This is a genomic window from Roseibacterium elongatum DSM 19469 (genome assembly GCF_000590925.1).
Classification (GTDB): Bacteria; Pseudomonadota; Alphaproteobacteria; order Rhodobacterales; family Rhodobacteraceae; genus Roseibacterium; species Roseibacterium elongatum.
The window spans coordinates 2076688-2102193 of record NZ_CP004372.1; the positions used below are offsets into that span (position 1 = coordinate 2076688).

At 68.8% G+C, this 25506-nt stretch carries 22 protein-coding genes, 3 pseudogenes and 2 riboswitches; of the genes and pseudogenes, 15 read left to right on the top strand and 10 right to left on the bottom strand.

All coding sequences use genetic code 11. The features are described from left to right. Positions 1–92: 92 nt before the first annotated feature. Positions 93–1265 carry an NnrS family protein gene (locus ROSELON_RS10120; protein WP_025312286.1) on the bottom strand — a complete coding sequence of 391 codons (1173 nt, stop codon included), beginning with the start codon at positions 1263–1265 and terminating at the stop codon, positions 93–95. 35 nt (positions 1266–1300) lie between these two features. Then, positions 1301–1517: riboswitch (cobalamin riboswitch) on the top strand. Positions 1518–1937: 420 nt separating this feature from the next. Between ROSELON_RS10120 and cobN the strand changes: the two are divergent. From cobN to cobJ, 6 genes and pseudogenes are all read left to right on the top strand, one after another. After that, positions 1938–5239 (top strand): annotated as a pseudogene (cobN, locus tag ROSELON_RS10125) (cobaltochelatase subunit CobN). Beyond that, the gene (locus ROSELON_RS10130) at positions 5236–6084 is read left to right on the top strand and encodes a hypothetical protein (RefSeq protein ID WP_245605323.1); all 849 of its coding nucleotides are present in this window, start codon (positions 5236–5238) and stop codon (positions 6082–6084) included. The pseudogene cobN and the gene ROSELON_RS10130 overlap by 4 nt, the downstream one beginning before the upstream one ends. After that, positions 6065–6418, top strand: coding sequence for a hypothetical protein (locus tag ROSELON_RS18735; RefSeq protein ID WP_051508396.1), 354 nt, complete (start codon positions 6065–6067; stop codon positions 6416–6418). Before ROSELON_RS10130 ends, ROSELON_RS18735 begins: the two co-directional genes overlap by 20 nt. A 3-nt stretch (positions 6419–6421) precedes the next feature. Then, positions 6422–7051, top strand: coding sequence for a precorrin-8X methylmutase (locus ROSELON_RS10135; RefSeq protein WP_025312287.1), 630 nt, complete (start codon positions 6422–6424; stop codon positions 7049–7051). Continuing rightward, a complete protein-coding gene (locus ROSELON_RS10140; protein ID WP_025312288.1) occupies positions 7048–7776 on the top strand; it encodes a precorrin-2 C(20)-methyltransferase in 729 nt (242 codons plus the stop codon). The genes ROSELON_RS10135 and ROSELON_RS10140 overlap by 4 nt, the downstream gene beginning before the upstream one ends. Next, on the top strand, positions 7773–8525 hold the full coding sequence (gene cobJ, locus ROSELON_RS10145; protein ID WP_025312289.1) for a precorrin-3B C(17)-methyltransferase: 753 nt from the start codon (positions 7773–7775) through the stop codon (positions 8523–8525). Before ROSELON_RS10140 ends, cobJ begins: the two co-directional genes overlap by 4 nt. Here the strand turns inward: cobJ and ROSELON_RS10150 are convergent. Continuing rightward, the gene (locus ROSELON_RS10150) at positions 8498–9253 is read right to left on the bottom strand and encodes a cobalt-precorrin-6A reductase (protein WP_025312290.1); all 756 of its coding nucleotides are present in this window, start codon (positions 9251–9253) and stop codon (positions 8498–8500) included. The two genes, cobJ and ROSELON_RS10150, sit on opposite strands and share 28 nt — an antisense overlap. Between ROSELON_RS10150 and ROSELON_RS10155 the strand changes: the two genes are divergently transcribed. From ROSELON_RS10155 to cobF, 6 genes are read left to right on the top strand one after another with little or no spacing between them, the layout of a single operon-like run. After that, positions 9252–10451: a bifunctional cobalt-precorrin-7 (C(5))-methyltransferase/cobalt-precorrin-6B (C(15))-methyltransferase gene (locus tag ROSELON_RS10155; protein ID WP_025312291.1), complete on the top strand. Its 1200-nt coding sequence runs from the start codon at positions 9252–9254 to the stop codon at positions 10449–10451. The two genes, ROSELON_RS10150 and ROSELON_RS10155, sit on opposite strands and share 2 nt — an antisense overlap. Then, on the top strand, positions 10448–10816 hold the full coding sequence (locus tag ROSELON_RS10160) for a cobalamin biosynthesis protein (RefSeq protein WP_025312292.1): 369 nt from the start codon (positions 10448–10450) through the stop codon (positions 10814–10816). The genes ROSELON_RS10155 and ROSELON_RS10160 overlap by 4 nt, the downstream gene beginning before the upstream one ends. Continuing rightward, positions 10813–11607, top strand: coding sequence for a precorrin-4 C(11)-methyltransferase (gene cobM, locus ROSELON_RS10165; protein WP_025312293.1), 795 nt, complete (start codon positions 10813–10815; stop codon positions 11605–11607). The genes ROSELON_RS10160 and cobM overlap by 4 nt, the downstream gene beginning before the upstream one ends. Continuing rightward, on the top strand, positions 11600–12931 hold the full coding sequence (locus tag ROSELON_RS10170) for a cobyrinate a,c-diamide synthase (protein WP_025312294.1): 1332 nt from the start codon (positions 11600–11602) through the stop codon (positions 12929–12931). The genes cobM and ROSELON_RS10170 overlap by 8 nt, the downstream gene beginning before the upstream one ends. Next, complete coding sequence (cobA, locus tag ROSELON_RS10175) at positions 12928–13659, top strand: uroporphyrinogen-III C-methyltransferase (RefSeq protein ID WP_025312295.1); 732 nt, start codon at positions 12928–12930, stop codon at positions 13657–13659. The genes ROSELON_RS10170 and cobA overlap by 4 nt, the downstream gene beginning before the upstream one ends. Beyond that, positions 13652–14392, top strand: coding sequence for a precorrin-6A synthase (deacetylating) (gene cobF / locus ROSELON_RS10180; RefSeq protein WP_025312296.1), 741 nt, complete (start codon positions 13652–13654; stop codon positions 14390–14392). The genes cobA and cobF overlap by 8 nt, the downstream gene beginning before the upstream one ends. A 69-nt stretch (positions 14393–14461) precedes the next feature. On the opposite strand, the gene ROSELON_RS17510 is transcribed toward cobF, so the two are convergent. From ROSELON_RS17510 to ROSELON_RS10200, 5 genes and pseudogenes are all read right to left on the bottom strand, one after another. Beyond that, complete coding sequence (locus ROSELON_RS17510; protein ID WP_025312297.1) at positions 14462–15583, bottom strand: BLUF domain-containing protein; 1122 nt, start codon at positions 15581–15583, stop codon at positions 14462–14464. Positions 15584–15679: 96 nt separating this feature from the next. Beyond that, positions 15680–15903: riboswitch (cobalamin riboswitch) on the bottom strand. Between the two features lie 169 nt (positions 15904–16072). After that, positions 16073–18801: pseudogene (metH, locus tag ROSELON_RS10190) on the bottom strand (methionine synthase). After that, a complete protein-coding gene (locus ROSELON_RS10195) occupies positions 18798–19850 on the bottom strand; it encodes a homocysteine S-methyltransferase family protein (protein ID WP_025312299.1) in 1053 nt (350 codons plus the stop codon). The pseudogene metH and the gene ROSELON_RS10195 overlap by 4 nt, the downstream one beginning before the upstream one ends. A gap of 156 nt (positions 19851–20006) precedes the next feature. After that, a pseudogene (locus tag ROSELON_RS19200) lies at positions 20007–20374 on the bottom strand (DUF6525 family protein). Positions 20375–20474: 100 nt separating this feature from the next. Beyond that, positions 20475–21569, bottom strand: a complete 1095-nt coding sequence (locus tag ROSELON_RS10200) for a zinc ABC transporter substrate-binding protein (RefSeq protein WP_025312300.1) — start codon at positions 21567–21569, stop codon at positions 20475–20477. A gap of 77 nt (positions 21570–21646) precedes the next feature. Here ROSELON_RS10200 and ROSELON_RS10205 point away from each other — a divergent pair, with 77 nt between their 5' ends. Genes ROSELON_RS10205 through ROSELON_RS10215 form a run of 3 tightly spaced genes read left to right on the top strand, consistent with a single transcriptional unit; the run spans position 21647 to position 23681 of the window. Continuing rightward, a complete protein-coding gene (locus ROSELON_RS10205; RefSeq protein WP_084613762.1) occupies positions 21647–22144 on the top strand; it encodes a Fur family transcriptional regulator in 498 nt (165 codons plus the stop codon). Next, complete coding sequence (locus ROSELON_RS10210; protein WP_025312302.1) at positions 22141–22884, top strand: metal ABC transporter ATP-binding protein; 744 nt, start codon at positions 22141–22143, stop codon at positions 22882–22884. The genes ROSELON_RS10205 and ROSELON_RS10210 overlap by 4 nt, the downstream gene beginning before the upstream one ends. Then, positions 22884–23681, top strand: a complete 798-nt coding sequence (locus ROSELON_RS10215; RefSeq protein ID WP_025312303.1) for a metal ABC transporter permease — start codon at positions 22884–22886, stop codon at positions 23679–23681. The genes ROSELON_RS10210 and ROSELON_RS10215 overlap by 1 nt, the downstream gene beginning before the upstream one ends. A 27-nt stretch (positions 23682–23708) precedes the next feature. Here ROSELON_RS10215 and ROSELON_RS10220 read toward each other — a convergent pair whose 3' ends face one another. From ROSELON_RS10220 to ROSELON_RS18435, 3 genes are all read right to left on the bottom strand, one after another. After that, positions 23709–24044 carry a hypothetical protein gene (locus ROSELON_RS10220; RefSeq protein WP_025312304.1) on the bottom strand — a complete coding sequence of 112 codons (336 nt, stop codon included), beginning with the start codon at positions 24042–24044 and terminating at the stop codon, positions 23709–23711. Positions 24045–24055: 11 nt separating this feature from the next. Then, on the bottom strand, positions 24056–24724 hold the full coding sequence (locus ROSELON_RS10225) for a hypothetical protein (protein WP_025312305.1): 669 nt from the start codon (positions 24722–24724) through the stop codon (positions 24056–24058). Between the two features lie 604 nt (positions 24725–25328). Beyond that, positions 25329–25496: a hypothetical protein gene (locus ROSELON_RS18435; RefSeq protein WP_198020816.1), complete on the bottom strand. Its 168-nt coding sequence runs from the start codon at positions 25494–25496 to the stop codon at positions 25329–25331. Between the last annotated feature and the right edge of the window lie 10 nt (positions 25497–25506).

The window sequence follows — 25506 nt, forward strand, 5'->3', positions numbered from 1 at the left end:
GTGCCGATCCGCCATGCGCGCGTTCATGTAGGGCCCTAGGGCCGGTCTGCCACCATCGGACGCCACCATAGTGAAGCGTCTGCGGCGCGCAATCACCCTTGACGGCGTGACCCGCTGAAAACGGGGCGAGGCAATGGCCCGCTGAGATGCGGGGTCATGACCATGGCAAATCCCAGCCAGCCCAGGCACCACAACACGGCCGACAGGTCGATCAAGCCGGCCATGCGGGCCGGAACGGCGCACAGGATCAGCAGATAGACCGGCGCAATGCCGCCGCGCGCCTTCAGGCCCATTGGGGTTCGGTGGGCAAAGACCCGTGCGGCCAGCCCCATAAAATGACCGCCCATGGCACCGAGCACGAGGGCGTGTTGTGCCTCGGCGGGGGCAAGGGCCATGCCGCGCAGCGACAGCCCCCACAGGATCAGGCCCACCGGCACCCACAGGCAGGCAAGGGTCAGGATGGCCAGCAGCACGTCATCGCGGGCGGCGGACAGTGGCCATGTCGCGATATAGGCCAGCATCAGGACGCCGCCGGCCAAAAGCGCGACCGAGGCCGCAGAGATCGCGCCGCCAGCCAAAAGCGCCGCCGCCGCCAGGACGGCGGCCAGCGTCAGGCGACGCGGCAGGGCCGGCACCACGCGCACGGGCTGCCCCTCCGAACGGGCGGCATAGTCGAGGAAGGCCGGCACCATGCGTCCGCCGATATGGATCAGCATCGCGGCGAAGCCGAGCACGGCGATGGCCGGAAAGGCCGGGTGAAAACCGCCGGCCTCCATTACCAGGATCCACGCGCCGGAAATGACGCCCGCCAGACCGGACGCGGCCATGAAGACGGGTTGCCACCCCTTGCCCGCGCGCCGCGCCTCGAGCGCCAGAAGTGCTGCGACAAGCCAGAAGAACCCGGCCGAGGCAAGCGCGGCGATCCACCCCGGCACGTCCGGCGCCAGAAGGCCCGCGCGCGCGCCCGACCACAAAACGACCAGCGCCGCGATCGGGGCCCCCTGTATCGGGGCGCGGCCTGTCCAGCTGCTGACGGCACTGCACAGATACCCGGCGATGGCCGCCCCGCCGAAGCCAAAGGTCATCTCGTGGATATGCCACGACAGCGGGTCCGGCAGACCGGCCATCACCTCGGGCGCCCATTGCCACAAGGCGACCGCCCCGGCGGCCCAGAGCGCGGCAAGCAGGAACATGGGCCGGGCGGCCGCTGCAAGGACACCGCGTTGCGGCCATGTACGGTCGTGGTCCGCGTGGTCATGGCTCATGTCGGAGCCTCCGGATTGACAAGGTCACGTATTGTTTCGATACGTGATGGGCTGGTGCCTGCAGGTTTACGGGTGGAATGGGAATGCGACAGGGCTTCACAGCGGCCCGAGGCGCCCGCCCCCGCGACCGTGACCGGAGAGGGCGTTCACAAGCCACTGGTTCCGGGCCGGGGGACGGCAAGGCCAGGCGACTGGCCAAGGCCACCCCTCAGATGCGCAAGCCGGTGGACCTGCCAGCGCGAAGACTCAAACCGGGCGTGGTGCCCCGGTGTCGGACCGGGGGCCCAATCCGCCATTCCGCGCCTTGGGCCTGCGTCGACCTGACAGGATGGAGACCGCATGCCGCGCGCAGCATCACAGGTGGAGCTTCCGATCTGCACGCGCGGCCGACAAGGCGCCGTGGGCCCCATTGGTGACGGGACTGCCCCTCGCAGCCGCCAACATCACGACCGCAGGCATGATGTTTTCGCCACTGTGGTCTTCGACCGTCCCGAGTTGTCGAACCCGGGCACACCGATCGCGCGGGCGCGCCACCAGTGTGACAGGCCCCGGGCACCCGTGCCATGGCACCGCATCACGATCGCCGGGCCGAACCCTGTGGACCCTGCTGCGATGCGGGGTATCCTAGTGCCCGACGCACACGCCGCTGAGTAAGTCGAGGCACAGGCTCGCATGCATGTCATTTTCCGAGACGGCCACGGGCTCGAGGAAACCGGAACGCCGACCGATCTGGGGCAGACGCCCGCGGATCTGGGGTCTTGTCGTTTTCCGACAGTGACCTCGGAGCCTTCGCGGCGGGGTGGCACCGCGCGGGCGGTCCCGAGGGGCGGATGCCCGCGCTGCGCCTGGCCAATATCGCGGCGCTCAAGCATCCGCGCTCGGTCGATGCCTATGTCGAGCAGACGCTTCAGGGGGCGAAGGGCATCCTGATCCGCCTGATCGGGGGGGCGCCCTATTGGCCCTATGGTCTGCAAAGGGTCGAGGCGCTGGCCAGGCAGAAGGGGATCGCCCTGGCCGTTCTGCCCGCCGACGGGCGGCCCGATCCGCGGCTCGACGCGGTCTCGACTGTGCCGGTCTCGACGTTGCGGCGGCTGGCGTCGCTTTGCGACAGCGGCGGTGCGGTGGCGGCACAGGCGGCGCTGGCGCAGATGGCGCTTGCGGCGGGGCTTTATGCGGGGCCGGTACCGGGGGCCAAGACGCTGCCGCAAGTCGGCGCCTGGACGCCCGAGGACGGGGTGAGCTGCCCGGCGCCCGCCCGGTTCGACGATACCGCTCCCCTCGTTCTGGTGATCTTCTATCGCTCCTACCTGGTGGCGGCGGACCTTGCGCCGATCGAGGCGCTGTTCGCAGCGCTGCGCGCGCGCGGCTTTCGCGCGCTCGGCCTGTTTGCCCCGTCGCTCAAGGCGCCCGAGGCGCGGGTGTGGCTGGACAGGCAGATCGGGGCCCTGTGTCCCGCTGCCATCGTCAATGCCACCTCTTTTTCCGGCCGGGACGAGGGCGGGACTTCGCCGCTGGATGCCGCCGGCGTCCCGGTCTTTCAGGTTGCCCTGGCAACCTCGACCCGCGCGGCCTGGGCCGCAGCAGAAAGCGGCCTGTCGCCGGCCGATCTGGCGATGCATGTGGTGCTGCCCGAGATGGACGGGCGGCTCTTTGCCGGCGTCGCGTCCTTCAAGGAACCGGGTGCGCGCGATGCCCATCTGCAGTTTTCGCGTCATGTCCACATGCCCGAGGCGGGCCGCGTGGACGCGATTGCCGACCGGGTCGCGGCCTGGCATCGGCTGTCGATCATACCGCCCGCGGATCGGCGTGTGGCGCTGGTTCTGTCCACCTGTCCGGGGCGCGACTGGAACATGGCGCATGCGGCGGGGCTCGACGCGCTGGCATCGGCCGAGGCGATCCTGGACGACCTGTCCGAGACCGGATACCGCATCACCGAGGGGGCCGCGCTGAACACGGCGCTGAGCACCGGGCGCATCGCCTATCCGATGGCGACCTATCGCGCCGCATTATCCCTACTTCCCAAAGCATTGCGCGACGACCTTCAATCGGCCTGGGGCGCGCCCGAGGCAGACCCGGATGCCACGCCCGAGGGGTTTGCCTTTGCCGCTGTCCGGCGCGGCAATGCGCTGGTCCTGCTGCAACCGGACCCGATCGCGCCGGCACCGTGCGAAAACGACGATCGGGCCGGCGCGCAGGTGCCGCGCCATGCCTATGTGGCCTTTTTCCTTTGGCTGCGCACGCAGACCGATGCGGTCGTGCATATCGGAACGCATGGCGCGCTGGAATGGCTGGCGGGCAAGGCCGTCGCCCTGTCCGAGACTTGCTGGCCCGAGGCGCTGATCGGTGATCTGCCGGTGATCTACCCCTTCATCGTCAACGATCCCGGCGCGGCGGCGCAAGCCAAGCGGCGGATCGGGGCCGTGACCATCGGGCATGTCCCGCCCCCTCTCAAGGCGTCGGGCACGCCGCCGCGTTTGGCGCGTCTCGAGGCGTTGCTAAACGAGGTCCCGAGGGCCGACGAATTGCACCCGCGCACCTGTGAGCGGTTCATGTTCGACATTCGCAACGAGGCGCAAGCTCATGGTATTGAAAAAGATATTGGGATCACAGAAGCCTCTTGCCCAACCGAAGCCATCGCTCGCATCAATCGCTTCGTTCGCGACGTGACGGACAGCGAATTCGGGGACGGGCTGCATGTCTGGGGCCGCGCGCGGGCGGTTGCAGGCCCGTTCGACACCGCCGCCTCGGCCAAGGCCGAGCGTCAGGCGCTGCTGGACGCGCTATCGGGGCGGCGGATCGATTCCGGGCCGTCTGGCTCGCCCTATCGTGGCCGGGCGGATGTGCTGCCGACCGGGCGCAATCTCTACACCACTGATCCGCGCAGCGTGCCGTCGCGCGCCGCCTTTCGGCATGGTGTGGCGCTGGCCGAAGAGCTGATCCGCCGCCATCGGCAGGAAAACGGCGAATGGCCGCGGGCGCTGGTCGTCGATCTCGCAGGGGCGGCCACGATGCGCACGGCGGGCGAGGAGTTTGCCATGGCGCTGGCGCTTTTGGGGGTGCGGCCGGTCTGGGACGACGGGTCCGAGCGGGTCTCGGGGCTCGACATCATTCCCATTGCCGCGCTTGACCGCCCGCGTATCGATGTGACGCTGCGGGTCTCGGGCCTGTTCCGCGATGCCTTCCCAACGCTTTCGGCGCTGTTTCAGCAGGCGGTCCGCGCGCTGAGCCAGTGTGCTGAGGCACCCGACTGGACCCCCTATTCCGGCCGGGACGCGCCGCGTGTCTATGGCCCCGCACCGGGCAGGTTCGACCCGCTGATGGGGCCGTTGTTGGGCGATTTGTCCGAGCAGGGCCGGCACGCGGCGGGCGAGGCCTGGCTGGCGGCCTCGAGTTGGGCGCTTGATGGCGAGACGCAATGTCAAGACCTCGACGGCCTGAAGGCGCGCGTGGCGCAGGCTGATGCCTTCGTCCAACTTCAGGATCTGCCCGAAACCGACCTGTTGCTTGCCCCTGACTACGCCAGCCAAGGGGGCGGCTTTGCTGCTGCGCAGGGCCTGACCGGCGGTTCGGCGCGGCTCTACCATCTTGATACGACCGACCCGTCCCGCCCCCGCGCCCGGACACTGACCGAGGACATCGCCCGCCTGGTGCAGGCGCGGGCCGCGAACCCGGCCTGGATCGCGGGGATGCGCCGGCACGGGGCTCAGGGGGCCGCCGAGATCGCCGCGACGCTGGAAAACATGGCCGCTTTTGCGCATCTGGCGGGCGTTGTCGGGCCGCACCTGTTCGAATTATTCTGGGATGCCACTTTGGGCGACCCGGAGGTCACCGATTTTCTCGAGGGGGCGAATGCCGCCGCGCTGGCCGCGATGCGCGCGCGCTTTTCCCAGTTGCAAGCCGCCGGTTACGGGCCATCGCCCCGCAGAGCGATCCTGGCCGACGCGCAATCGCCCAGGCTGGAGACCGGAACATGAGCGCGCCCGCCATCCGCGGCTGGTGCCCCGGCGCACACCGGCCGATGGCCTCGGGCGATGGTCTGGTGGTGCGGGTGCGCCCGCCCAGGGGCGAGATCACGCCAAAGCAGGCGCGCGGCCTTGCCGATGCCGCTGACAGCTTTGGCAATGGGCTGATCGACCTGACGAACCGGGCCAACCTGCAACTGCGCGGGGTTCGGGCCGAGCAGCATGCCGCGCTGCTGGGGGCCCTCGGGCGGCTGGGTCTGCTCGATGCCGACCCCGTGGCCGAGGGGCGGATGAATATCGTCGCCGATCCCTTCAGGGCGGGCGGTGCGGACGACCCGCAAACCCGGATCGTGGCGGCGCTTGCCGATGGCCTGCGCACAGCGGATTTCGCGGGCCTGCCGTCGAAATTCGGCTTTGTCGTCGATACTGGGCCGGTGCGCGGATTGGCGGCTGTCAGCGGCGACATCCGCATCGAGGGCCATGGGCCCGGCATCCTGGTGCGCGCCGACGGCTGTGCCACGGGCCGCCCGGTGCGTGACACAGACGATGCGGCCGCGCTGGCGCTGGCCCTCGCGCGGTGGTTCCTCGCCTCGGGGGGTGTTGGCGCGGATGGCCGGGGGCGGCATGGCGCGACACCTTGCGTCGGGCACGCGTCTGCCGGCGGATCTGGCGGGGGCGATGTCGCCCAACCGTGCCGCGCCGCCCCCGCAGCCGGGCCCGGTGCCGGGCGGTCTGCTCGTGGCCGCGGCCTTTGGTCAGTTGATGGCGTCGGATCTGGTGGAACTCGCGGACCTGGCCGATTGCGGTGCCCGCGTGCTGCGTGTCACGCCCTGGCGCATGGTTTTCCTGCCCGGTGACATCGACGCCACGGCGGTGGTGGCGCACAAGACCCTTGTGACCGACCCGGCCGATCCGCGCCTGCGGATCGGCACCTGCACCGGCGCGCCCGGTTGCCCCCAGGCCAGCGTCGAAACCCGCGCCATGGCCCAGGCGCTTGCGCCGCATCTGCCGGCGGGCCGACGCCTGCATGTCTCGGGTTGCGCCAAAGGCTGCGCGCGGCCCGCGGCAACGGATTTGACCCTGGTCGGGCGCGCGGGTTGCTTTGACCTTGTCACGAACGGCGCGCCATGGGATGACCCGGTGCGCCGCGGTATCGCCCCGTGGCAGGTGGCGGACTTTATCGGCGGTTGACCCATGCCTTATACCTACGAAACAGACGGCGCGGCGATCTACGCCGAAAGCTTTGCGACCATCCGGGCCGAGGCCGATCTTGCGCGCTTCGACGCCGACGAGGAACAGGTCGCCGTTCGCATGATCCATGCGGCGGGCATGGTCGGGCTGGAGGCGCATGTGCGCTTTTCGCCCGGGATGGTCACGGCGGCCCGCGCGGCGCTCGAGGGCGGCGCCCCCATCCTGTGCGACGCGCGTATGGTCAGCGAAGGCGTGACGCGCAAGCGCCTGCCTGCGGAAAACGAGGTGATCTGTACCCTGCAGGACGCAGGCGTGCCCGAGCTGGCCGCGCGCCTGGCCACCACGCGGTCGGCGGCGGCGCTGGAGGTGTGGCGGCCGCATCTGGCCGGCAGCCTTGTGGCCATCGGCAATGCGCCCACGGCCCTGTTCCACCTGCTGGAAATGCTGGAAGACCCCGACTGTCCACGCCCGGCCGCGATCATCGGCTGCCCGGTGGGTTTTGTGGGGGCGGCGGAATCGAAAGAGGCGCTTTGGACGGCGCAGCCATCGCCCTGCCTGATCGTCGAGGGTCGCCTTGGCGGCAGCGCGATCACCGTGGCGGCCATCAACGCCATCGCGAGCCGCGCCGAATGAGCGCCGGGACGGTATACGGTGTCGGGCTGGGCCCCGGCGACCCCGATCTGATGAGCGTGCGCGCCGACCGCCTCGTGCGCGGGGCCGCCCATGTCGCATATTTCCGCAAGGCCGGGCGACCGGGGCGTGCGCGTGGGATCGTCACGGGCATGCTGCGCGCCGACGCGACCGAATTCGCCATGGAATACCCTGTCACCACCGAGATCCCGCTCGACGACCCGGCCTATGCGGCCTGCCTGTCCGCGTTCTACGCCGATGTCTCGGCGCATCTGCGCGACCTTGCGCGCGCCGGGGAAGATGTCGTCGTTCTGTGCGAGGGCGATCCGTTCTTTTACGGATCGTTCATGCATCTCTACACGCGGCTGAAGGATGTCGTGCCGGTGCAGGTCGTGCCCGCGATCACCGGCATGTCGGCGGCCTGGACGGCGACCGGCATTCCCGTGACCTGGGGCGATGATGTTCTGACGGTGCTTCTGGGCACGATGCCCGAGGCAGAGCTTGCGCGCCGAATGGCCGATGCCGACGCCATCGTGGTGATGAAGGTCGGGCGCAACCTGTCCAAGGTGCGGGCCGCGCTGGCCTCGGCGGGCAAGCTGGACCGGGCGTGGCTGGTGGAATGTGCCAGCATGTCCGATGAAACCGCCGTGCCGCTGGCCCAGGCCGGCGACCGCGCGGCGCCCTATTTCTCGATCGTCATCGTGCACGGACAGGGGCGGCGCCCATGACCGGCTCGCTGGTGATCGCGGGGTTGGGGCCGGGCGATGCCGCGCTGGTCACGCCAGAGGTCACGCAAGCCCTGGCCCGGGCGACGGATGTGGTCGGCTACATCCCCTATGTGCGCCGCGTCCCGGCCCGCCCGGGCCTGACGCGGCACGAAACCGACAACCGCGAGGAGTTGGACCGCGCCACCCATGCCCTGCAAATGGCCGAGGCCGGGCGTCACGTCGTGGTCGTCAGTTCCGGCGATCCCGGCGTTTTTGCCATGGCGGCCGCAGTGTTCGAAGCGGTCGAGGCGGGGCCGAAGGCCTGGCGCGATCTCGATATCCGGGTTCTACCGGGCATCACGGCGATGCTGGCGGCGGCGGCGCATATCGGCGCGCCGCTTGGCCATGATTTCTGTGCCATCAACCTCAGCGACAACCTGAAACCCCAGGCGCTGATCGAAAAGCGCCTGCGTCTCGCGCTCGAGGCGGATTTCGCCATCGCGCTTTACAATCCGCGCTCCAGGGCGCGGCCGGACGGGTTCGGGCATGCGCTGGACCTGATGCGGCAGATCTGCGCCCCGTCCCGTGTTCTGGTCTTCGCGCGGGCGGTCTCGACCCCCGAGGAAGAGATCCGCGTCGCGCGCCTGGCCGAGGCCAGCCCCGAGATGGCGGATATGCGCACGGTGGTGCTGATCGGGTCGTCGGCGACGCGCATCATCGCGCGCGACGGGGCCCCCTTCGTCTATACGCCGAGGTCCGTGCCGGAATGAGCGAGCCAGTCGAACACAGCCTTGATGGAATGAACCTCGCGGCGCGTGGGCGGTACCGGGCGGTCGATCATCAGCACCGGCAGCCGGAGCGCGCGCGCGGCGGCGATCTTGGCATAGGCACCGCTGCCGCCGGCGTTTTTCGAAACCACAAGCTCGATGCCATGGCGCTCCATCAGGGCGCGGTCGGCGGCCGCGTCGAACGGGCCGCGATCGACGACGACCTCGGCCTCGGGCAGGGGCAGGGGGCCGCTTGGCGGATCGACAAGCCGCAGCAGATAGCGGTGCTGCGGGTTCGGGGCGAACTCGGCCAGATGCATCCGCCCCACCGCCAGCATGACGTTCAGGCGCGGCCGGTCCAGCGCCGCCACCGCCGCCGCGATGTCGGGCACATGCTGCCAATCGTCCCCCGGCTGGGCCTGCCAGGGCGGTCGCGTCAGCGCGATCAGGGATACACCGGCCTGCGCGCAGGCCGCGACGGCGTTGCGGCTCATCTGCACCGCGAACGGGTGCGTCGCGTCGATCACGTGGGTGATGCGCGCCGCATCCAGATAGTGCGCGAGCCCGTCGATCCCGCCGAACCCGCCCACGCGCTGGGGCAGGGGCTGGCGCAGGGGCCGCTCCACCCGCCCCGCAAAGGACACCGTGCCGGCGATGCCGCGTTCGGCCACGGCGCGGGCCAATGCCGTCGCCTCGGTCGTGCCGCCGAGGATCAAGAGGCTGTCGGGCATGGCTGAGGCTCCGTGGCTGAGCATTGTCGGTCTGGGTGAAGATGGCCCGGACGGGCTGTCGCCTGCAAGCCGTCGCGCGCTCGATGAGGCCGAGGTGGTGATGGGCCACGCGCGCCACCTGGCGCTGCTGCCGGATCTGGACTGCGACAGGATCGAATGGCCCGTGCCCTTTGCCGATGGCCTGCCGATCCTGCTGGGGCTGCGCGGTCGGCGGGTGGTGGTGCTGGCCTCGGGCGATCCGTTCTGGTTCGGGGCGGGCGCGGTGATCGCGCGCCATTTGTCGCCGGGTGAATGGCGCGCCTTGCCCGGCGCGTCGGCCTTTTCGCTGGCGGCGGCGCGTTTGGGCTGGTCGTTGCAGGGCACGGTGTGCCTGGGCCTGCATGCCGCCCCGCTGTCGCGCCTGCGGCCGCAGCTTGCGCCGGGCCAGCGCACGGTCGTGCTGCTGCGCGACGGCGCGGCCGTGACCGAGCTTGCGCGCTATCTGGTCGGGGCGGGGTTTGGCGACAGTCGCCTGACGGTGATGGAGTCCCTTGGCGGCCCGCAAGAGCGGATCACCAAGGCACAGGCTAGGGCGCTGCCCGACACGGCCTTCGCCCATCCGGTTGCCGTAGCGGTCGAGATAGCCGGCGACGGGGCCGTTCTGCCCGGAGCAAGCGGCATCGACGACAGGTTTTTCGAGACCGATGGTCAGATCACCAAACGTCCGATGCGCGCCCTTGCAATGTCGGCCTTGGCCCCGCGCCCGTTCGAGACCTTGTGGGATATCGGCGGCGGTTCGGGGTCGATCGCGATCGAATGGCTGTTGGCGCACCCCACGACCGAGGCCATCAGCATCGAAACGCGTCCCGACCGGGCCGCGCGCATCCGCCGCAATGCCGACCGTTTGGGCGTGGACCGGCTGCAGGTCGTCGAGGGGGCGGCGCCCGCGGCCCTCGATGGGCTGGCGTCCCCGCAGGCGGTGTTCGTGGGCGGTGGGGCGTCGGGCGCGCTGCTAGACGATCTGACCGCGCGCCTGGCGCCGGGCACCCGGCTGGTGGCCCATGCGGTGACGCTGGAATCCGAGGCATTGCTGGCGACATGGGCGGCGCGGCTTGGGGGCGACCTGCTGCGCATCGATCTGGCCGAGGCCACGCCCCTTGGGCCAAAGCGCGGCTGGAAGGCCGCCTATCCGGTGGTGCAATGGCGGGTGGTTCTGTGATCGTGGCCGGGTTCGGCTTTCGCGGGGGGGCGACGCGCGAAAGCCTGGCGCAGGCTCTGGCCCTGGCGGCCGGCGCCCGCCGGGTTGCGATGCTCGCCACCGCCGAGGACAAGGCGCAGACGGCGGTCTTTTCCGGCTTTGCACGGGCGGTTGGCCTGCCCGTCCAGCCGGTTGACGCCGCCACCCTGTCAGGGCAGGAGACGGCGACGCAGTCCGCACAGTCGCAGGCGGCACGCGGCACGGGCAGCCTGGCCGAAGCGGCGGCTTTGGCCGCGGCCGGGCCCGGTGCGCGGCTGATCGCGCCGCGCGTGATCTCGGGCGATGGCATGGCGACCTGCGCGCTGGCAGAAAGGGACGAGACATGACCGTGCATTTCATCGGTGCCGGACCCGGTGCCGCCGATCTGTTGACGCTGCGGGGGCGCGACCTGATCGCGCGCTGCCCCGTTTGCCTTTATGCCGGGTCTCTGGTGCCCGAGGCGGTGCTGGCCCATTGCCTCGATGGCGCGCGTATCGTGAACACGGCCTCGATGGACCTCGATGCGATCATGGCCGACATCGCGGCGGCCCACGCCGCCGGGCAGGATGTCGCGCGGCTGCATTCCGGCGACCTGTCGGTCTGGTCCGCGATGGGCGAGCAGCTCCGCCGGCTCGACGCCATGGGCATTCCCTATTCGGTCACCCCCGGTGTGCCCTCTTTCGCCGCGGCTGCGGCCGCGTTGGGGGCGGAATTGACCCTGCCTGGGGTGGCGCAGTCGGTGATCCTGACCCGCACGCAGGGCCGCGCCTCCTCCATGCCCGCGGGCGAGACCCTGGCCGCCTTCGGCGCGACCGGCGCGACGCTGGCCATTCACCTGTCGATCCAGAATCTCGACCGGGTGGTGGCCGAGTTGACGCCGCATTACGGTGCGGATTGTCCGGTCGCGGTCGTGTGGCGGGCAAGCTGGCCGGACGAGCGGATCGTGCGCGCGACCCTCGCCAGCATCGCCGACGAGATGCCCGAGGGGATCTCGCGCACCGCGTTGATTCTTGTCGGGCCGGCCATCGCGGCCACGGGCTTCGCCGAAAGCCGGCTTTACGCCCCCGACTATGACCGGCGCTACCGCCCGCAATCGGCCGACAGCCCCTGGGCCGGCTGGAGCGATGGCGATGACTGAGGCGCCGGTGCCGCCGTTTCCCCCGGGTCTGATGGTGTCGGCCCCGGCCTCGGGCACGGGAAAGACCACCGTGATGCTGGGCTTGCTGCGCGCCCTGGCCGAGGATGGGTTCGGCGTGCAACCGTTCAAATCCGGGCCCGACTATATCGACCCGGCCTTTCACAGGGCGGCTTGCGGGCGGGCCTCGTTCAACCTCGACAGTTGGGCGATGGACGAGGGCCTTTTGTCCGCGATCGCGGCAAGGGCGCATGGGGCGGATCTGTGTGTGGCCGAGGGTGCCATGGGCCTGTTCGATGGCGTCGCGACGCGCGGGCGGACAGGGTTCGGCGCCAGCGCCGAGATCGCGCGCAAGATGGGCTGGCCCGTGATCCTTGTCCTCGACGTGGGCGGGCAGGCGCAATCGGCAGCGGCCACGGCGCTGGGCTTTGCCCGCTACGACCCGGACGTTCAGATTGCCGGTGTGATCCTGAACCGGGTGGCCAGCCCGCGGCACGAGCGCTTGACCCGCCTCGGGATGGCGCGCGCGGGCCTGCCGGTTCTGGGCGCCCTGCCCAGGCGGGGCGATCTGGCGCTGCCCGAACGGCATCTGGGCCTTGTCCAGGCGGTGGAGCATGCCGACCTCGAGACTGCGATCGCGGGCTACGCCGCCTTTCTGCGCGCGCATGTTGATCTGGCCGCGATCCGTGCCGTCGCCTGCGGGACGGGGCCCAAGGGGGCAGGGGCGCTGCCAACGCCCCCGGCACAGCGGATCGCCCTGGCCCAGGATGCCGCGTTTTCCTTTGCCTATCCGCATCTGGTGCAGGGCTGGCGCGCGGCGGGGGCCGAGATCCTGCCGTTTTCGCCCCTGGCCGACGAGGCGCCCGACCCCTCGGCCGATCTGGTCTGGCTGCCCGGCGGCTACCCCGAATTGCATGCCGGTCGGCTGGCTGCGGCCACGCGATTTCTGGACGGGGTGCGGCAGCACGCCCGGACCAGGCCGGTCCATGGTGAATGCGGGGGCTACATGGCGATGGGGCAGGCCCTGGTGGACAAGGACGGGCACCGTCACGCGATGGCGGGGTTGCTGGGCCTCGTGACCTCCTACGAATGTCGCAAGTTCCACCTCGGCTATCGTCGCGCCGTGCTTGACGGGCCGATGCCCGGCCACCGGAGCGGCGCGGCGCTCAAGGGGCACGAGTTCCACTATTCGACGATCCTCGAGCAGCCGGACGCGCCGCTGGCCAGCGTCACCGATGCCGATGGCAATCCCGTCCCCGAAACGGGATCGCGGCGGGGCCATGCCACCGGCACCTTTTTTCACCTGATCGCGGGAGAGGCCGGATGACGGGCTTTGTCAGTTTCGTGGGATCGGGGCCGGGCGACCCCGAGCTTTTGACCCTCAAGGCGCTGGACCGGATAAAGCGCGCCGATGCGATCCTGTACGATGATCTGTCGGCCGGTCCGATCCTTTCGCATGCCCGGCCCAGTACCGACCTTGTGGGGGTCGGGAAACGCGCGGGCCGCCCCTCGCCCAAGCAGCACCATGTCAGCCGCCTGCTGGTGGATTACGCGCGCGCCGGGGGGCGGGTCGTGCGCCTGAAATCCGGCGACAGCGGGCTGTTCGGACGGTTGGAAGAGGAACTGGTGGCCTTGCGCGAGGCGGGGATCGCCTTCGAGATCATACCCGGCGTCGCCTCGCCCTTTGCGGCGGCGGCGGCGGCGGGCATCCCGCTGACGAGGCGGCTGAGCGCGCGGCGGGTGCAATTCGTGACCGGGCATGACGCCTCGGGCCAACTGCCCGCCGATCTGGACCTCGACGCGCTGGCCGATGCCACGGCCTGCACCGTCGTCTTCATGGGCAAGCGCACCTTTCCCCTGCTTGCGCAGGCAGTGATGGCGCGCGGCCTGGCCGCCGACACCCCGGCCATGCTGGCCGAGGCGGTCGGATCGCCCGCGGCCCGCTATGCGCGCAGCACCCTTGCGGCCCTGGCCGATCAACTGGCCAAGGGCACCGGCGACAAGCCCGCCCTCATCTTCTATGGCCCCTTGGCCGAGAGCTTTCACGATGACTGAGCTATGGCTGGTCGGCATCGGCACCGGGAACCCCGATCACCTGACCCTCGAAGGGCGGGCCGCGCTGCGTGACGCGGCGTTGGTGATGGTGCCGCGCAAGGGGGCGGAAAAGTCCGACCTTGCCGAATTGCGCCATCAGATCCTTGCGGCCTGCGGCAGCACCGCCCCGGTGGCCGAGTTCGACATGCCCCTGCGCGATGACAGCCTGCCCTATGCCGAGCGGGTGGCGCGCTGGCATGACGAGATCGCCGCGATCTGGGCCGCGACCATGGCGGCAGCGCAGCCGCGGGGGCCTGTTGCGCTGCTGGTCTGGGGGGATCCGGGGCTGTACGACTCGACCCTGCGGATCGCGGATCGCCTGGTGCCGAGGCCGCGCTTGCGCGTCGTCCCGGGGATCACCGCCTTGCAGGCTCTGACAGCAGCGCATGCCGTCCCGTTCAACACTGTGAACGGGGCGGTGACCGTCACCACCGGCCGCCGCCTGCGCGATCATGGCTGGCCCGAGGGGGCCGAAACCGTCGCCGTGATGCTGGACGGGGACTGCAGTTTCCAGCGCCTGCCGCCCGAGGGGCTGCATATCTGGTGGGGTGGGTTTCTGGGCATGCCCGAGCAGGTGCTCGAGGCCGGGCCGCTGGCCGAGGCCGGGCCGCGCATCGTCGCCACCCGCGCCGCGGCGCGCGCGCGCCATGGCTGGATCATGGACACCTATCTGATCCGCAAGGGCGCGGGGTGACGCCGCCGGCTGCGCGCCAAGGCCCGCCGAACGATCGCGCGAGGCCCGAGAAAGCGGGCCGCGCCGCTGTCAGGCCAATGACCGCCCATCGCGCGCCATCCACGCCATGACCGAGAGCGCCAGCCATTCGACATCACTTGCCGGAAGCGGTCCCGTCGCATCGCGCCGAAACCCCAGCCGCGCGGGCCAGTCGCACAGCGCGCCACCGGCGCGGCCACCGACATGGACCGGACGATCCGGGATACGGGCCTTGATCCGGTGGGCCAACTCGGCCGTCCGGTCCGCGTCGCTCGCCAGACCGACTCGTGGGCCCGCAATGACGATCGACGCCGGATCTGTGCGCGACAGGGTGGCCAGTGTCGCCTCGATATCGCCTTCCAGCACGAGTTGAACGGACATGCCCGCAGCGCGCAGCAGATCGGCCTTGACCACCGCGCCGAGGATTTCGAAGTTGCCCGGCGGCACGACGATGGCAACCGACCCCTGATCGCGCAACGGCAAAGGACTGCGCCCGAGGCGCTGCCAAAGGCAGTTCAGATGCCCCAACCCGACCGCGATCTCGGCCGTGGACCAGACCTCGTCCTGCCAGCCCTTCGCGAAGGCGGCGCAGACCTCGTCGACAAGTTGCGCCCGCGTGCGCAGATCCTTTCTGGCCGGCGGCGGCAGGTTGGGCAGGCTGTCGGACCCGCAACGCACCAACTGCTCGGCCAGGCTGACCGGTGTGCCCCCGCCGTTCAAGTCCCGTCGCATCCGCCGCCGATGGCCATGGGCCGCATGCTCGAAGGCGATCATCGCCTGGTCGACATCCAACGCCCCACCACGGGGCCCGAGGACCGCCCCTGGCAGGCTGTCATCCTGCACCGGAGGTTCGGCAAGACGCATCGGCCAGCCGGGAAAACGCCGCGTCGGCATCCAACCGGCACTCAGGACCGAGATGTCCCGGTGCCGCGGATCGGCCGTGATGCGCGCCATAAGGGCGCAGACATCGTCGGCCGGCCCCTCGAGCCATTGCAGGAACGTGTCTTTGCTGGAAATGAGCACGCCCGAGACCCCGTTGCGACGGTTCTTCGTTTCCGACTGGGCGGCCAGGGTGACGACCTCGCGGCGTTGCAACCCGGCGGCCGCGCGGCTGGAATAGGCAAGGCGAAAAATCCGCTGCCCATCGGGAAAGGGGATTGTCACGTGTCGCATTTTTGCCGCCTCTCATCATCGGCGGGGCGGCAGGCCAACGGACGAAACCGCCTGGTCCGGCGGTGGCGTCCCCAGTCCCCCCGGTGCACCCCGCCCGGTCCAACATGTCAGATGGCAGGTCTCCTGGCTTGCGGGTTGTTGCTCGACCGGTCCTTCCCGGGCCTTGGGCCCAGTGGCGTTCTCCGGTCTCGCTCGCCGCTCACAGTTGCGGGGGCAGCCACGGATTTGCCCGGTCGGTCGGACCATCGGGCGCACCGTGTTCCCTTTTCAGCCAGACGCCCCTGAAAGGACGCCTGCGCACCATCGCGGGCAGTGTGGATCGGGCGGCGAGTGCAAACGGAAACTTACGCACCGGCTGGCATTTTGTCTCGACATGGTGAGGGGTTGCGCTGGATTCAGAAAATTGATCTGCCCACGCCCCGCCCGCCTGCGCGCAAGCGCGGCGAGAGGCGTCGGGCGCTGCGATCACCCCACGCGCAGCCCGCCCGGTCACGCCGCGGCGCGGTCTGGCGAGGATCCGGGCGTGTAATTCAGAATGGGCGCAAGCCAGCGCTCGGCCTCGTCCACGTCCATGCCCTTGCGCTGCGCGTAATCTTCCACCTGGTCGCGTTCGACCTTGCCGACGCCGAAATAGTAGCTGTCGGGGTGGCCGATATAGAGGCCGGAGACCGACGAGCCGGGCCACATCGCCATGCTTTCGGTCAGGCGCACGCCCGTCGTTGCCTCGGCATCAAGGAGCCGGAACAGCGTCTGCTTTTCGGTGTGGTCGGGTTGCGCCGGATAGCCCGGGGCAGGGCGGATCCCGGCATAGGGCTCGCCGATCAGATCCTGCGGCGCGAACGCCTCGTCCGTCGCATAGCCCCAGAACTCCCGCCGCACGCGTTGGTGCAACATCTCGGCCATCGCCTCGGCGATCCGGTCGGCCAGCGCCTTGACGAGGATCGCGCCGAAATTGTCGTTGGCCTTGTCCAGCCGCTCGGCGATCTCGATCTCTTCGGGGCCCGCGGTCACGACGAAGCCGCCGACATGATCGGCCCCCTTGCCCTCGGGCGCCATGAAATCCGACAGGGCGAGGTTGCGGCGGTCGCCGCGTTTGGCGGTTTGCTGGCGCAGCGTATGAAATGTGGCCAGCGTCTCGGCCCGATCCGCCCCGGTGAACAGCCGGATATCGTCGCCGACCGCGTTCGCGGGCCAAAAGCCCAGAACGGCGCGCGGCGTGAACCAGCGTTCGTCGATGATGCGTTTCAGCATGTCCTGCGCGTCGGCAAAGAGGGCGCGCGCCGCCTCGCCCTGTTTTTCGTCCTCGAGGATCTTTGGATAGACGCCCCGCATTTCCCATGTGTGGAAAAAGGGCGTCCAGTCGATGTAGCGGGCGATCTCGGCCAGATCCCAATCCTCGATACCCCGCGTGCCGGTAAAGGTCGGGGCGGGCGGGGTGTAGGCGTCCCAGTCCAGCCTGAGGGCATTGGCCCGCGCGGCGGCCAGCGGGACACGTTGCTTGGCGCGTTCACCGCGTTCGTGCTTTTCGGCGACGTCGGCATAGTCGGACCGGATGCCGGCGACATAGGCGTCTTTCTGCGTCGGGCTGAGCAGCGCGCCCACCACGCCCACGGCGCGGCTGGCATCCGTGACATAGACGGCCTGACCGCGCGCATAACGCGGCGCGATCTTGACGGCGGTATGCACCTTGGACGTGGTCGCGCCCCCGATCAACAGCGGAATGTCGAAGCCTTCGCGCTCCATCTCGGAGGCAAGATGCACCATTTCATCCAGCGATGGCGTGATCAGGCCCGACAGGCCGATGATATCCACGTTCTCCTCTCGGGCGACCTGCAGGATCTTCTGCGGCGGCACCATCACGCCAAGGTCCACGATCTCGTAGTTGTTGCAGGCCAGAACGACACCGACGATGTTCTTGCCGATGTCGTGGACATCGCCCTTGACGGTGGCCATCAGCACCTTGCCCGCCGATTGCCGCCCGTCGCCGCCCGACAGGCGCTTTTCCTCTTCCATGTATGGCAGCAGGACCGCGACGGCCTGTTTCATCACGCGGGCCGATTTCACCACCTGTGGCAAGAACATCTTGCCCGCGCCGAACAGGTCGCCCACCACGTTCATGCCGGCCATCAAGGGCCCTTCGATGACATGCAGCGGACGCTCGGCAGCGGCGCGGGCGGCCTCGGTGTCTTCCTCGATGAACTCGGTGATGCCGTTGACCAGCGCATGTTCCAGCCGCTTTTCCACCGGCCAGTCGCGCCAGGCGAGGTCGCGCACCTTCTCCTCACGCTTGCCGCCGCGAAAACGCTCGGCGATGTCCAGCAAGCGCTCGGTCGCGGTGCCGCCCGCCTTGGGCTGGCGATTGAGGACAACATCCTCGCAGGCCTCGCGCAGCTCGGGGTCGATCTGGTCATAGACGGCCAGCTGCCCGGCATTGACGATGCCCATGTCCATGCCCGCCTTGATGGCGTGGTAAAGGAAGACGGCATGCATCGCCTCGCGCACCGGCTCGTTGCCGCGAAAGCTGAAGGACAAATTCGACACGCCACCAGACACGTGGGCATGCGGCAGGTTCTGCCGGATCCAACGGGTCGCCTCGTGAAATCGACGCCGTAATTGTCATGCTCCTCGATGCCGGTGGCGACGGCAAAGACATTCGGGTCGAAGATGATGTCCTCGGACGGAAAGCCCATCTCGTCCACCAGGATGCGATAGGCGCGGGCGCAGATCTCGATCTTGCGCTCATACGTGTCGGCCTGGCCCTGCTCGTCAAAGGCCATCACCACCACCGCCGCGCCATAGCCCATGCACAGCCCGGCGTGATGACGAAACGCCTCTTCGCCCTCCTTCAGGCTGATCGAGTTCACGACCGGCTTGCCCTGAACGCATTGCAGGCCGGCCTCGATCACCTCCCATTTGGAGCTGTCGATCATGATCGGCACGCGGGCGATATCGGGCTCGGAGGCGATGAGATTGAGATACTCGACCATCGCGGCGGTCGAATCGATCAGCCCCTCGTCCATGTTCACATCGATGATCTGCGCGCCGTTCTCGACCTGGTCGCGCGCGACGTTCAGCGCGGCGGCATAGTCGCGGTTGACGATCAGTTTGCGAAAGCGGGCCGAGCCGGTCACGTTCGTGCGCTCGCCCACGTTCACGAAGGGAATGTCAGGCGTCAGGACAAAGGGCTCGAGGCCCGACAGCCGAAGATAGCGGGTCATGCGGTCACCTTGCGGGGGGCAAATTCGGCCACCGCATCGGCGATGGCCCGGATGTGGTCCGGGGTCGTGCCACAGCAGCCGCCGACGACATTGACGATCCCGTCCCGTGCGAAATCGGCGACCTGTGCCGCGGTTTCGTCGGGCGTTTCGTCATAGGCGCCAAAGGCGTTGGGCAGCCCGGCATTGGGATAGGCGCAGGTCAGCGAGGTCGCGACGCCCGCGATCTCGGCCATGTGGGGGCGCATCGCGGCGGCCCCCAGCGCGCAGTTCAGGCCGACCGTGAACGGGCGCGCATGGGCCACCGAATGCCAGAAGGCCGTGGGCGTCTGGCCCGACAGGGTGCGGCCCGAGGCGTCGGTGATCGTCCCCGAGATCATGATCGGCAGGCGGCGGCCGGCCTTGGCAAAACTTTCATAGGCGGCAAAGATCGCGGCCTTGGCGTTGAGCGTGTCAAAGATCGTCTCGATCAGGATCAGGTCGGCGCCGCCCTCGATCAACCCGTCGATCTGCTGGCCATAGGCCAGACGCAGGTCATTGAAGGTCACGGCGCGATAGCCGGGGTCGTTCACATCGGGGCTGATCGAGGCGGTGCGGTTCGTCGGCCCGACCGCACCTGCGACGAAGCGCGGGCGGCCATCGGCGGCCATCGCCCGTTCGGCGGCCCGCCGCGCCACCTGCGCGCCGGCCAGGTTGAGGTCATGCACCGCCCCTTCCAGCCCGTAATCGGCCTGGGCGATCGTGGTGGCCGAAAACGTGTTCGTCTCGAGAATATCCGCCCCGGCCAAAGCGAATTCGACCTGGATGTCCTCGACCGCTTGCGGCTGGGTCAGCACGAGCAGGTCGTTGTTGCCCATCTGCGGATGGTCGGGGTGATAGTGATGGCGACAGCCGGGGCCGTGGATATGGCCGTTCGCGGTGAAATCCTCCTCGGTCATGTTCAGGGTCTGGATCATGGTGCCCATCGCCCCGTCGAGGATCAGGATGCGCTCGGCCGCCAGGGCGCGCAACGCGGCATGGGCGGGGCTTTCGGGCAAGGAGAAGTTCAACATCGGTGATGGTCCGGTCAGCTCGGTTTTGCGGCACCATAGCGATGGGTCGACATGAATTGAACTGAATGATTTTCGCGATGTTTATGAGGTGGACTCACAAAAATTTGGCGCGGCGGCCGCGTTGAGGCGGGACTGCGCCACTGTCATTGCCGGCGATCACGCCATGTCGTCGGGGCGTTCGCGCGACAACTGGATGTGCTGAAGGCGGTCCAACTCGGCCAGGGCCGCTTGCGGGTCGCCGGTGCGCGCAAGGGCGCGCTCAAAGGCGCGCCGCACCGATCGCGGACGCCATGGCAGGGCCGCGCCGGCGACCCATGCGCGCAGGACAGGGGCAGGCGGTCGTAGTCGCGCATCGGATCCTGCCGCCGACGCCGCCTGCGCAGTCGGGTTGTTCCAAGGTTTCCGCCCAAGTCGACCCTCTTTCGTCGTGACACGGGGCCGATCGCGCCATGGCGCTGCGCCCCGGCCAAGATGGAACAAACGTGTGGCGAGCGATCGTCTTTCGCGGCCAGACCCGTCCACATCGTTCAAAGTGGTGTCCTGGTCCGCCCGGCCGCCGGTCTGCGGCCCGAGGCGGACTTGGTATCCTGTGCGGCCGACGCCCCTGGGCGCCGGCCGTTTGGATCACGCCGCTGACAGGCACTCGGCCAGGGTTGTGGCCAGGTTCCGCATCAATTGCGGGTACAGCGTCGGCCCGACGTCAAGATCGACACCCAGCGGGTCGATCACCCCTGTATTCGCCTCGGTGCCCTCTAGAACGGTGGCCACAAGGCCGGGGTCGAATTGCGGTTCCGCCAGGACACACTGAACCCCTGCGTCGCGGACGCGCTCCTGTATCTCGGCGATCCGCGCCGGGCTGGGATCTTGCGCGTCGCCCAGCGAAATGGCGCCGGAGGCCGGGAAATCGAAGGCCGTCTCGAAATACTGGTACGCGTCATGGAAAACGATGAAATTGCCACCGCGCACCGGGTCGAGGAGTTCGGTGACCTCGGCCGACACGGCCTCGAGTTCCGCTTGCGCCGCCGCGGCATTCGCGAAATAGGCCCCGGCATTCTCGGGATCGGCCGCGGACAATTCGGCCGCGATCAGGTTCAGCCATGCCGCCGCATTCGCGGGAGACAGCCATGCGTGGGGGTCGAACGCCCCGTGGTCATGGCCGTGGTCGTGCCCATCGGCGTCGGCATGCTCCTCATCGGCGTGCTCGTCGTCATGCGCGTGGTCATCGTCGTGATCATGGTCGTCATGCCCGTGGTCGTCGTGATCATGCGCCGCATCTGCGTGATCTTCGTGGTCATGATCGTCGTCCGCGTGGTCGTCATGATCGTGGTCATGATCTTCATCGCCATGCGAATGCGCCTCGAACAGGGCCCCTTCGCGGAACGGCAGCAAGGTCGTTTCCTCCGCTTCCAGCAGGGTCAGAACCCCGGCCCCCTCGGCCAGCACGCGCACGGCGCTGGTCATCCAGGGCGCCAGGCTGTCGCCCATCCAGATCACGACATCCGCGTTCTGCAATGCGTCGGCCTCGGACGGGCGCAGGTTGTATTCGTGCGGCGAGGCCCCCGGCGGCAGGATCAGGTTCGGTTCGCCGACCCCGTCCATCACGCGCGCCACGAGGGAATGGATCGGTGCGATGTCGACGGCGACACTGGGCACATCGGCCATCGCCGTGCCGCCCAACAGGGTGGCCGCTACGGATAGGGAGGCAAGCTTTCTGGACATGGAGAACCCCGTGTGATTGTATAACATTGGCTGTTGCCTAAATGATATGAAATAACATGGCAAGTGAGGCAAGACTCATGTCCGCCGAAAGCGCGGTTCCCCTCGGGTTCGAAAAGCATGACCACATGACCTGCGTCGCCGAGGCCCTGTCCGCAGCCGAGGCGCGCTGCGCCGAGGAAGGCCTGCGCCTGACGCCGGTGCGTCGCAAGGTGCTGGAGTTGCTGCTGCAAGAGCATCGTGCGCTGGGGGCCTATGCCATTCTGGATCTGCTGCGCGGGGCGGGGTTCGGCTCGCAGCCGCCGGTGGCCTATCGCGCCCTCGATTTCCTGTCGGAACATGGTTTCGTGCACCGGATCGAGCGCCTGAATGCCTTTGTCGCCTGCGCCCATCCCACCGAGCAGCATTCGCCGGCCTTCATGATTTGCCGGATCTGCGGCGCGGTGGCCGAAACGCCCGCCTCGCCCGGCAAAGGGGCCTTTGCCGCCGCCGCCCGCGCCGCGGGGTTTCAGATCGAGAAAACGGTGTTCGAGGCCGAGGGCATTTGCCCGGCCTGCGCCGAGAAAGCAGATGCATGAGCCTGATCAGTGTCAAGGACCTGAGCGTCGCCTATGGTGCGAACCGCGTGCTGCGCCATGTGGACCTGACCCTCGAACCGGGGGAGATCGTCACCATCGTGGGGCCGAACGGGTCGGGCAAGACCAGCCTCTTGCGCGCCATCATCGGGGCCACGCCGGTCAGCGACGGCAAGATCACCCTGAAGCCGGGGCTGAAGATCGGCTACGTGCCGCAGCGTCTGCATATCGACCCGACCTTGCCGATCACGGTCGACCGTTTCATGCGCCTGACCGACCCCGTGTCGCGCGACCGATGCAAGGCGGCGCTGACCAAGGCGGGCGTGCCCGACCTGCTGACACGGCAGATGTCGCAGCTGTCGGGCGGGCAGTTCCAGCGCGTCCTGCTGGCGCGGGCGCTGATCAACCAGCCCGATGTCCTGCTGCTTGACGAGGCGACGCAGGGGCTGGATCAACCCGGATCGGCGGCCTTCTACCAACAGATCGAGGCCGTGCGCCGCGAGACCGGCTGTGCCGTCGTCATGATCAGCCACGAGTTGCACGTGGTCATGAGCGCGTCCGACCGCGTCATCTGTCTGAACGGTCATGTCTGTTGCGAGGGCACGCCCGCGGTCGTCGCTTCGGCACCGGAGTATCGGGCGCTGTTCGGCACCGGGACCGGGGGGGCCTTGGCGCTCTATCGGCACGAGCATGACCACGGCCACGACCACGACCACCCGCAAAGCCACGAGGCCGCCGAATAATGCTCGACGATTTCATGACCCGCGCCACCCTTGCGGGGATCGGGGTGGCCTTTGCCGCGGCGCCGCTGGGCTGTTTCGTGGTCTGGCGCCGGATGGCCTATTTTGGCGATGCGACGGCCCATGCCGCCATTCTGGGGGTCGCGTTGTCGCTGGCGCTCCAGATCTCGATCTTTGCCGGGGCGCTGGCCGTGGCCCTGCTCATGGCGCTGACCGTGACGGTGCTGGCCGGGCGAGGCTATGCGATGGACACGCTGCTGGGTGTGCTTGCGCATGCCGCCCTGGCCTTCGGCTTGGTGGCGGTGTCGTTCATCTCGGGCGTGCGGTTCGATCTGATGGCCTATCTGTTCGGCGATATCCTGGCGGTGTCGCGCGGGGATCTGGTGGTGATCTGGGGCGGCGCGGCCCTGGTCGTTGCGCTGATCGTCTGGCGCTGGGCGGCGCTCTTGACCTCGACCCTCAGTCCCGAACTGGCCTATGCCAGCGGTCTCGATCCCAAGCGCGAACAACTGGTCCTGACGATTTCGCTGGCCATCACGGTGGCCGTCGCCATCAAGGTGGTGGGGGTGCTGCTGATCGCGGCCATGCTGATCATCCCGGCCGCCGCCGCCCGTGGCCTGGCCCGGACGCCCGAGGCCATGGCGATGATCGCCGCCGCGATCGGGGCGATTTCGGCCGTGACCGGCCTGCAGGGGGCTTATCTGTTCGACACGCCGGCCGGCCCGACCATCGTCTGCGTGGCCGCGATCATTTTCGCGGTGCTGAACCTGTTTGGATGGCGCAGCCGCAGCGGGGCCTGATCGCGCGCCGCATGGACCTGCAAAGGTCTAGCGGGGCGACAGCAGAACCGACGATTGGATGCGCCCGTCCGCAAGAGTCTGCTCGGCCGCAAACGGCAGTGTCCCGTCGCCATTCAGCCCGAAATGGATGATTGCCGCCTCTGTAGCCGATGCCCCGCGCAGGATCACCTCGGCGCGCCCCGGGCGACCGGCGACGCGGGTATCGCTGCCGTCAATCTGGAGCTGACATCGCAACCGGGCGCTTTCCGTGCCATCGGCGTAAATGCCTTCACCCTGGCAGTCGCCGGTCATTTGCAACAGGGTGAATTGAGCCCGACCGGCGGTTGGAAACGCCATGATCAAAAGCGGAAGACGTGGTTTCATCAGTCATCCACCTAGGCCAGCACCGAGACGATCAGGCTGGTCGTCACGACAGGCGGGATGGTGGCCTGCGGCGCCCGCGCCACATCGGGCCACCGTGGCCTGTGCCGCGCGCCCTGGTCCAGGCGCAGCCGGTTCGCCAGGTGGATCGTATCGTCCACCGCGATGCCGAAGGCGATGGTCGGGTCGATGGCAATCCGGTGGCGGAGAGCAGCCACCGCCGCGCGGCTGATCCACGAAAACCGCACCAGCCCCGCGCGCAGATGTCCGGCCCGCAGGGGCAGCATCACCGCCACCGGCACGGCCAGCACGACCGCAAACGGCGTCAAAAACAACCCCGTGGCCCCCAGCACCGTCAGCTCCGACAAGGACGCCGAGCCCACGATCAAAAGGCTGCGAAAGGCCATCGCCGTCGTCAGCGCGGTTGGCATGATCGCCACGAAGGCCGTCATCGGGATGCCGAGGCCCGCGATCAGCGCCAGCGACCAGATCCGCCCGAGGTTCGGCGGCAGGGGGCAGAGCACAGCCGCGCGCCATGATCGAAACAACCCCACGAGCGACAGCTCGGGCTTCGGGTCCGCCCCGGCCCTGGCGCGGGCACGAGCGTCACTGCGCTGCGATTGCCAGACGGACCGATCCGGGATCACGGTGATCAGGTCGTCTGACAGGATCTGAAGGGCCAAGGGGCGAGATATCGCGCAACTGCCGCAGCCGCGCCCCATCCACCAAAGCGGCCAGATCGCTGCGTGCAAGGTGGGTCGCCCCCACGCCTTCGGGATCGGGAAGGGAGAAGATGCTGAGCACAGCAGACACGCCTTCGGTAAAGGACAGATCGAGGATGGGGTTTCCAACGCCGTCAGCACGCCACCGGCGCCCGTGTCGGCGCTCTGCACCATTACCGCCTGATCGCGCGCGGGTGCGCCGAAATCCTGTTCGAACGCATCGAAGGTTCGGTCTGTCTCGGCCTCGTCCCGCGAGGCGGCCGCGTTGTCAATCCCGCCGCCTGCCCGGTCGCGGCGGGGCGCGTCGTTGCGTCAGCCCGGTGGCCCATACTGCGCGAACCGCCGTCTTGGGCGCAGCTTGGGGCAGGGCCTAATCGGGCCTGGTTGGATCGGAGCATGGGATCAAAGCTCGTTCCCCCCCCCCCCGCTGCGTCCGCAGCGGGCTGCTCGGAGCCGATCATGGGACAGGGCGGCGACGGCCAGATCGGGGATAGTTCCGAGTTGCAGCCCGCCCCGTCACGGGCGATAGGGTATGGCGGTGGATTGACCAGGGCGAGGTGGCGGCTCACCCCAGGCTGTTCGTGATTGCCAGGTGCGTCGACATCGTGCCGTTAAAAGCAGGTTTGGCTGATTTTTGAAAGACATGACCGACATGCGCCGCCGCTTCGAATGCCGACCCAAGCTGCCACGCCACCGGGGCGTTGTCTGATCGATGGTCTTCGTCGCGGGACATTTCGGGGAAT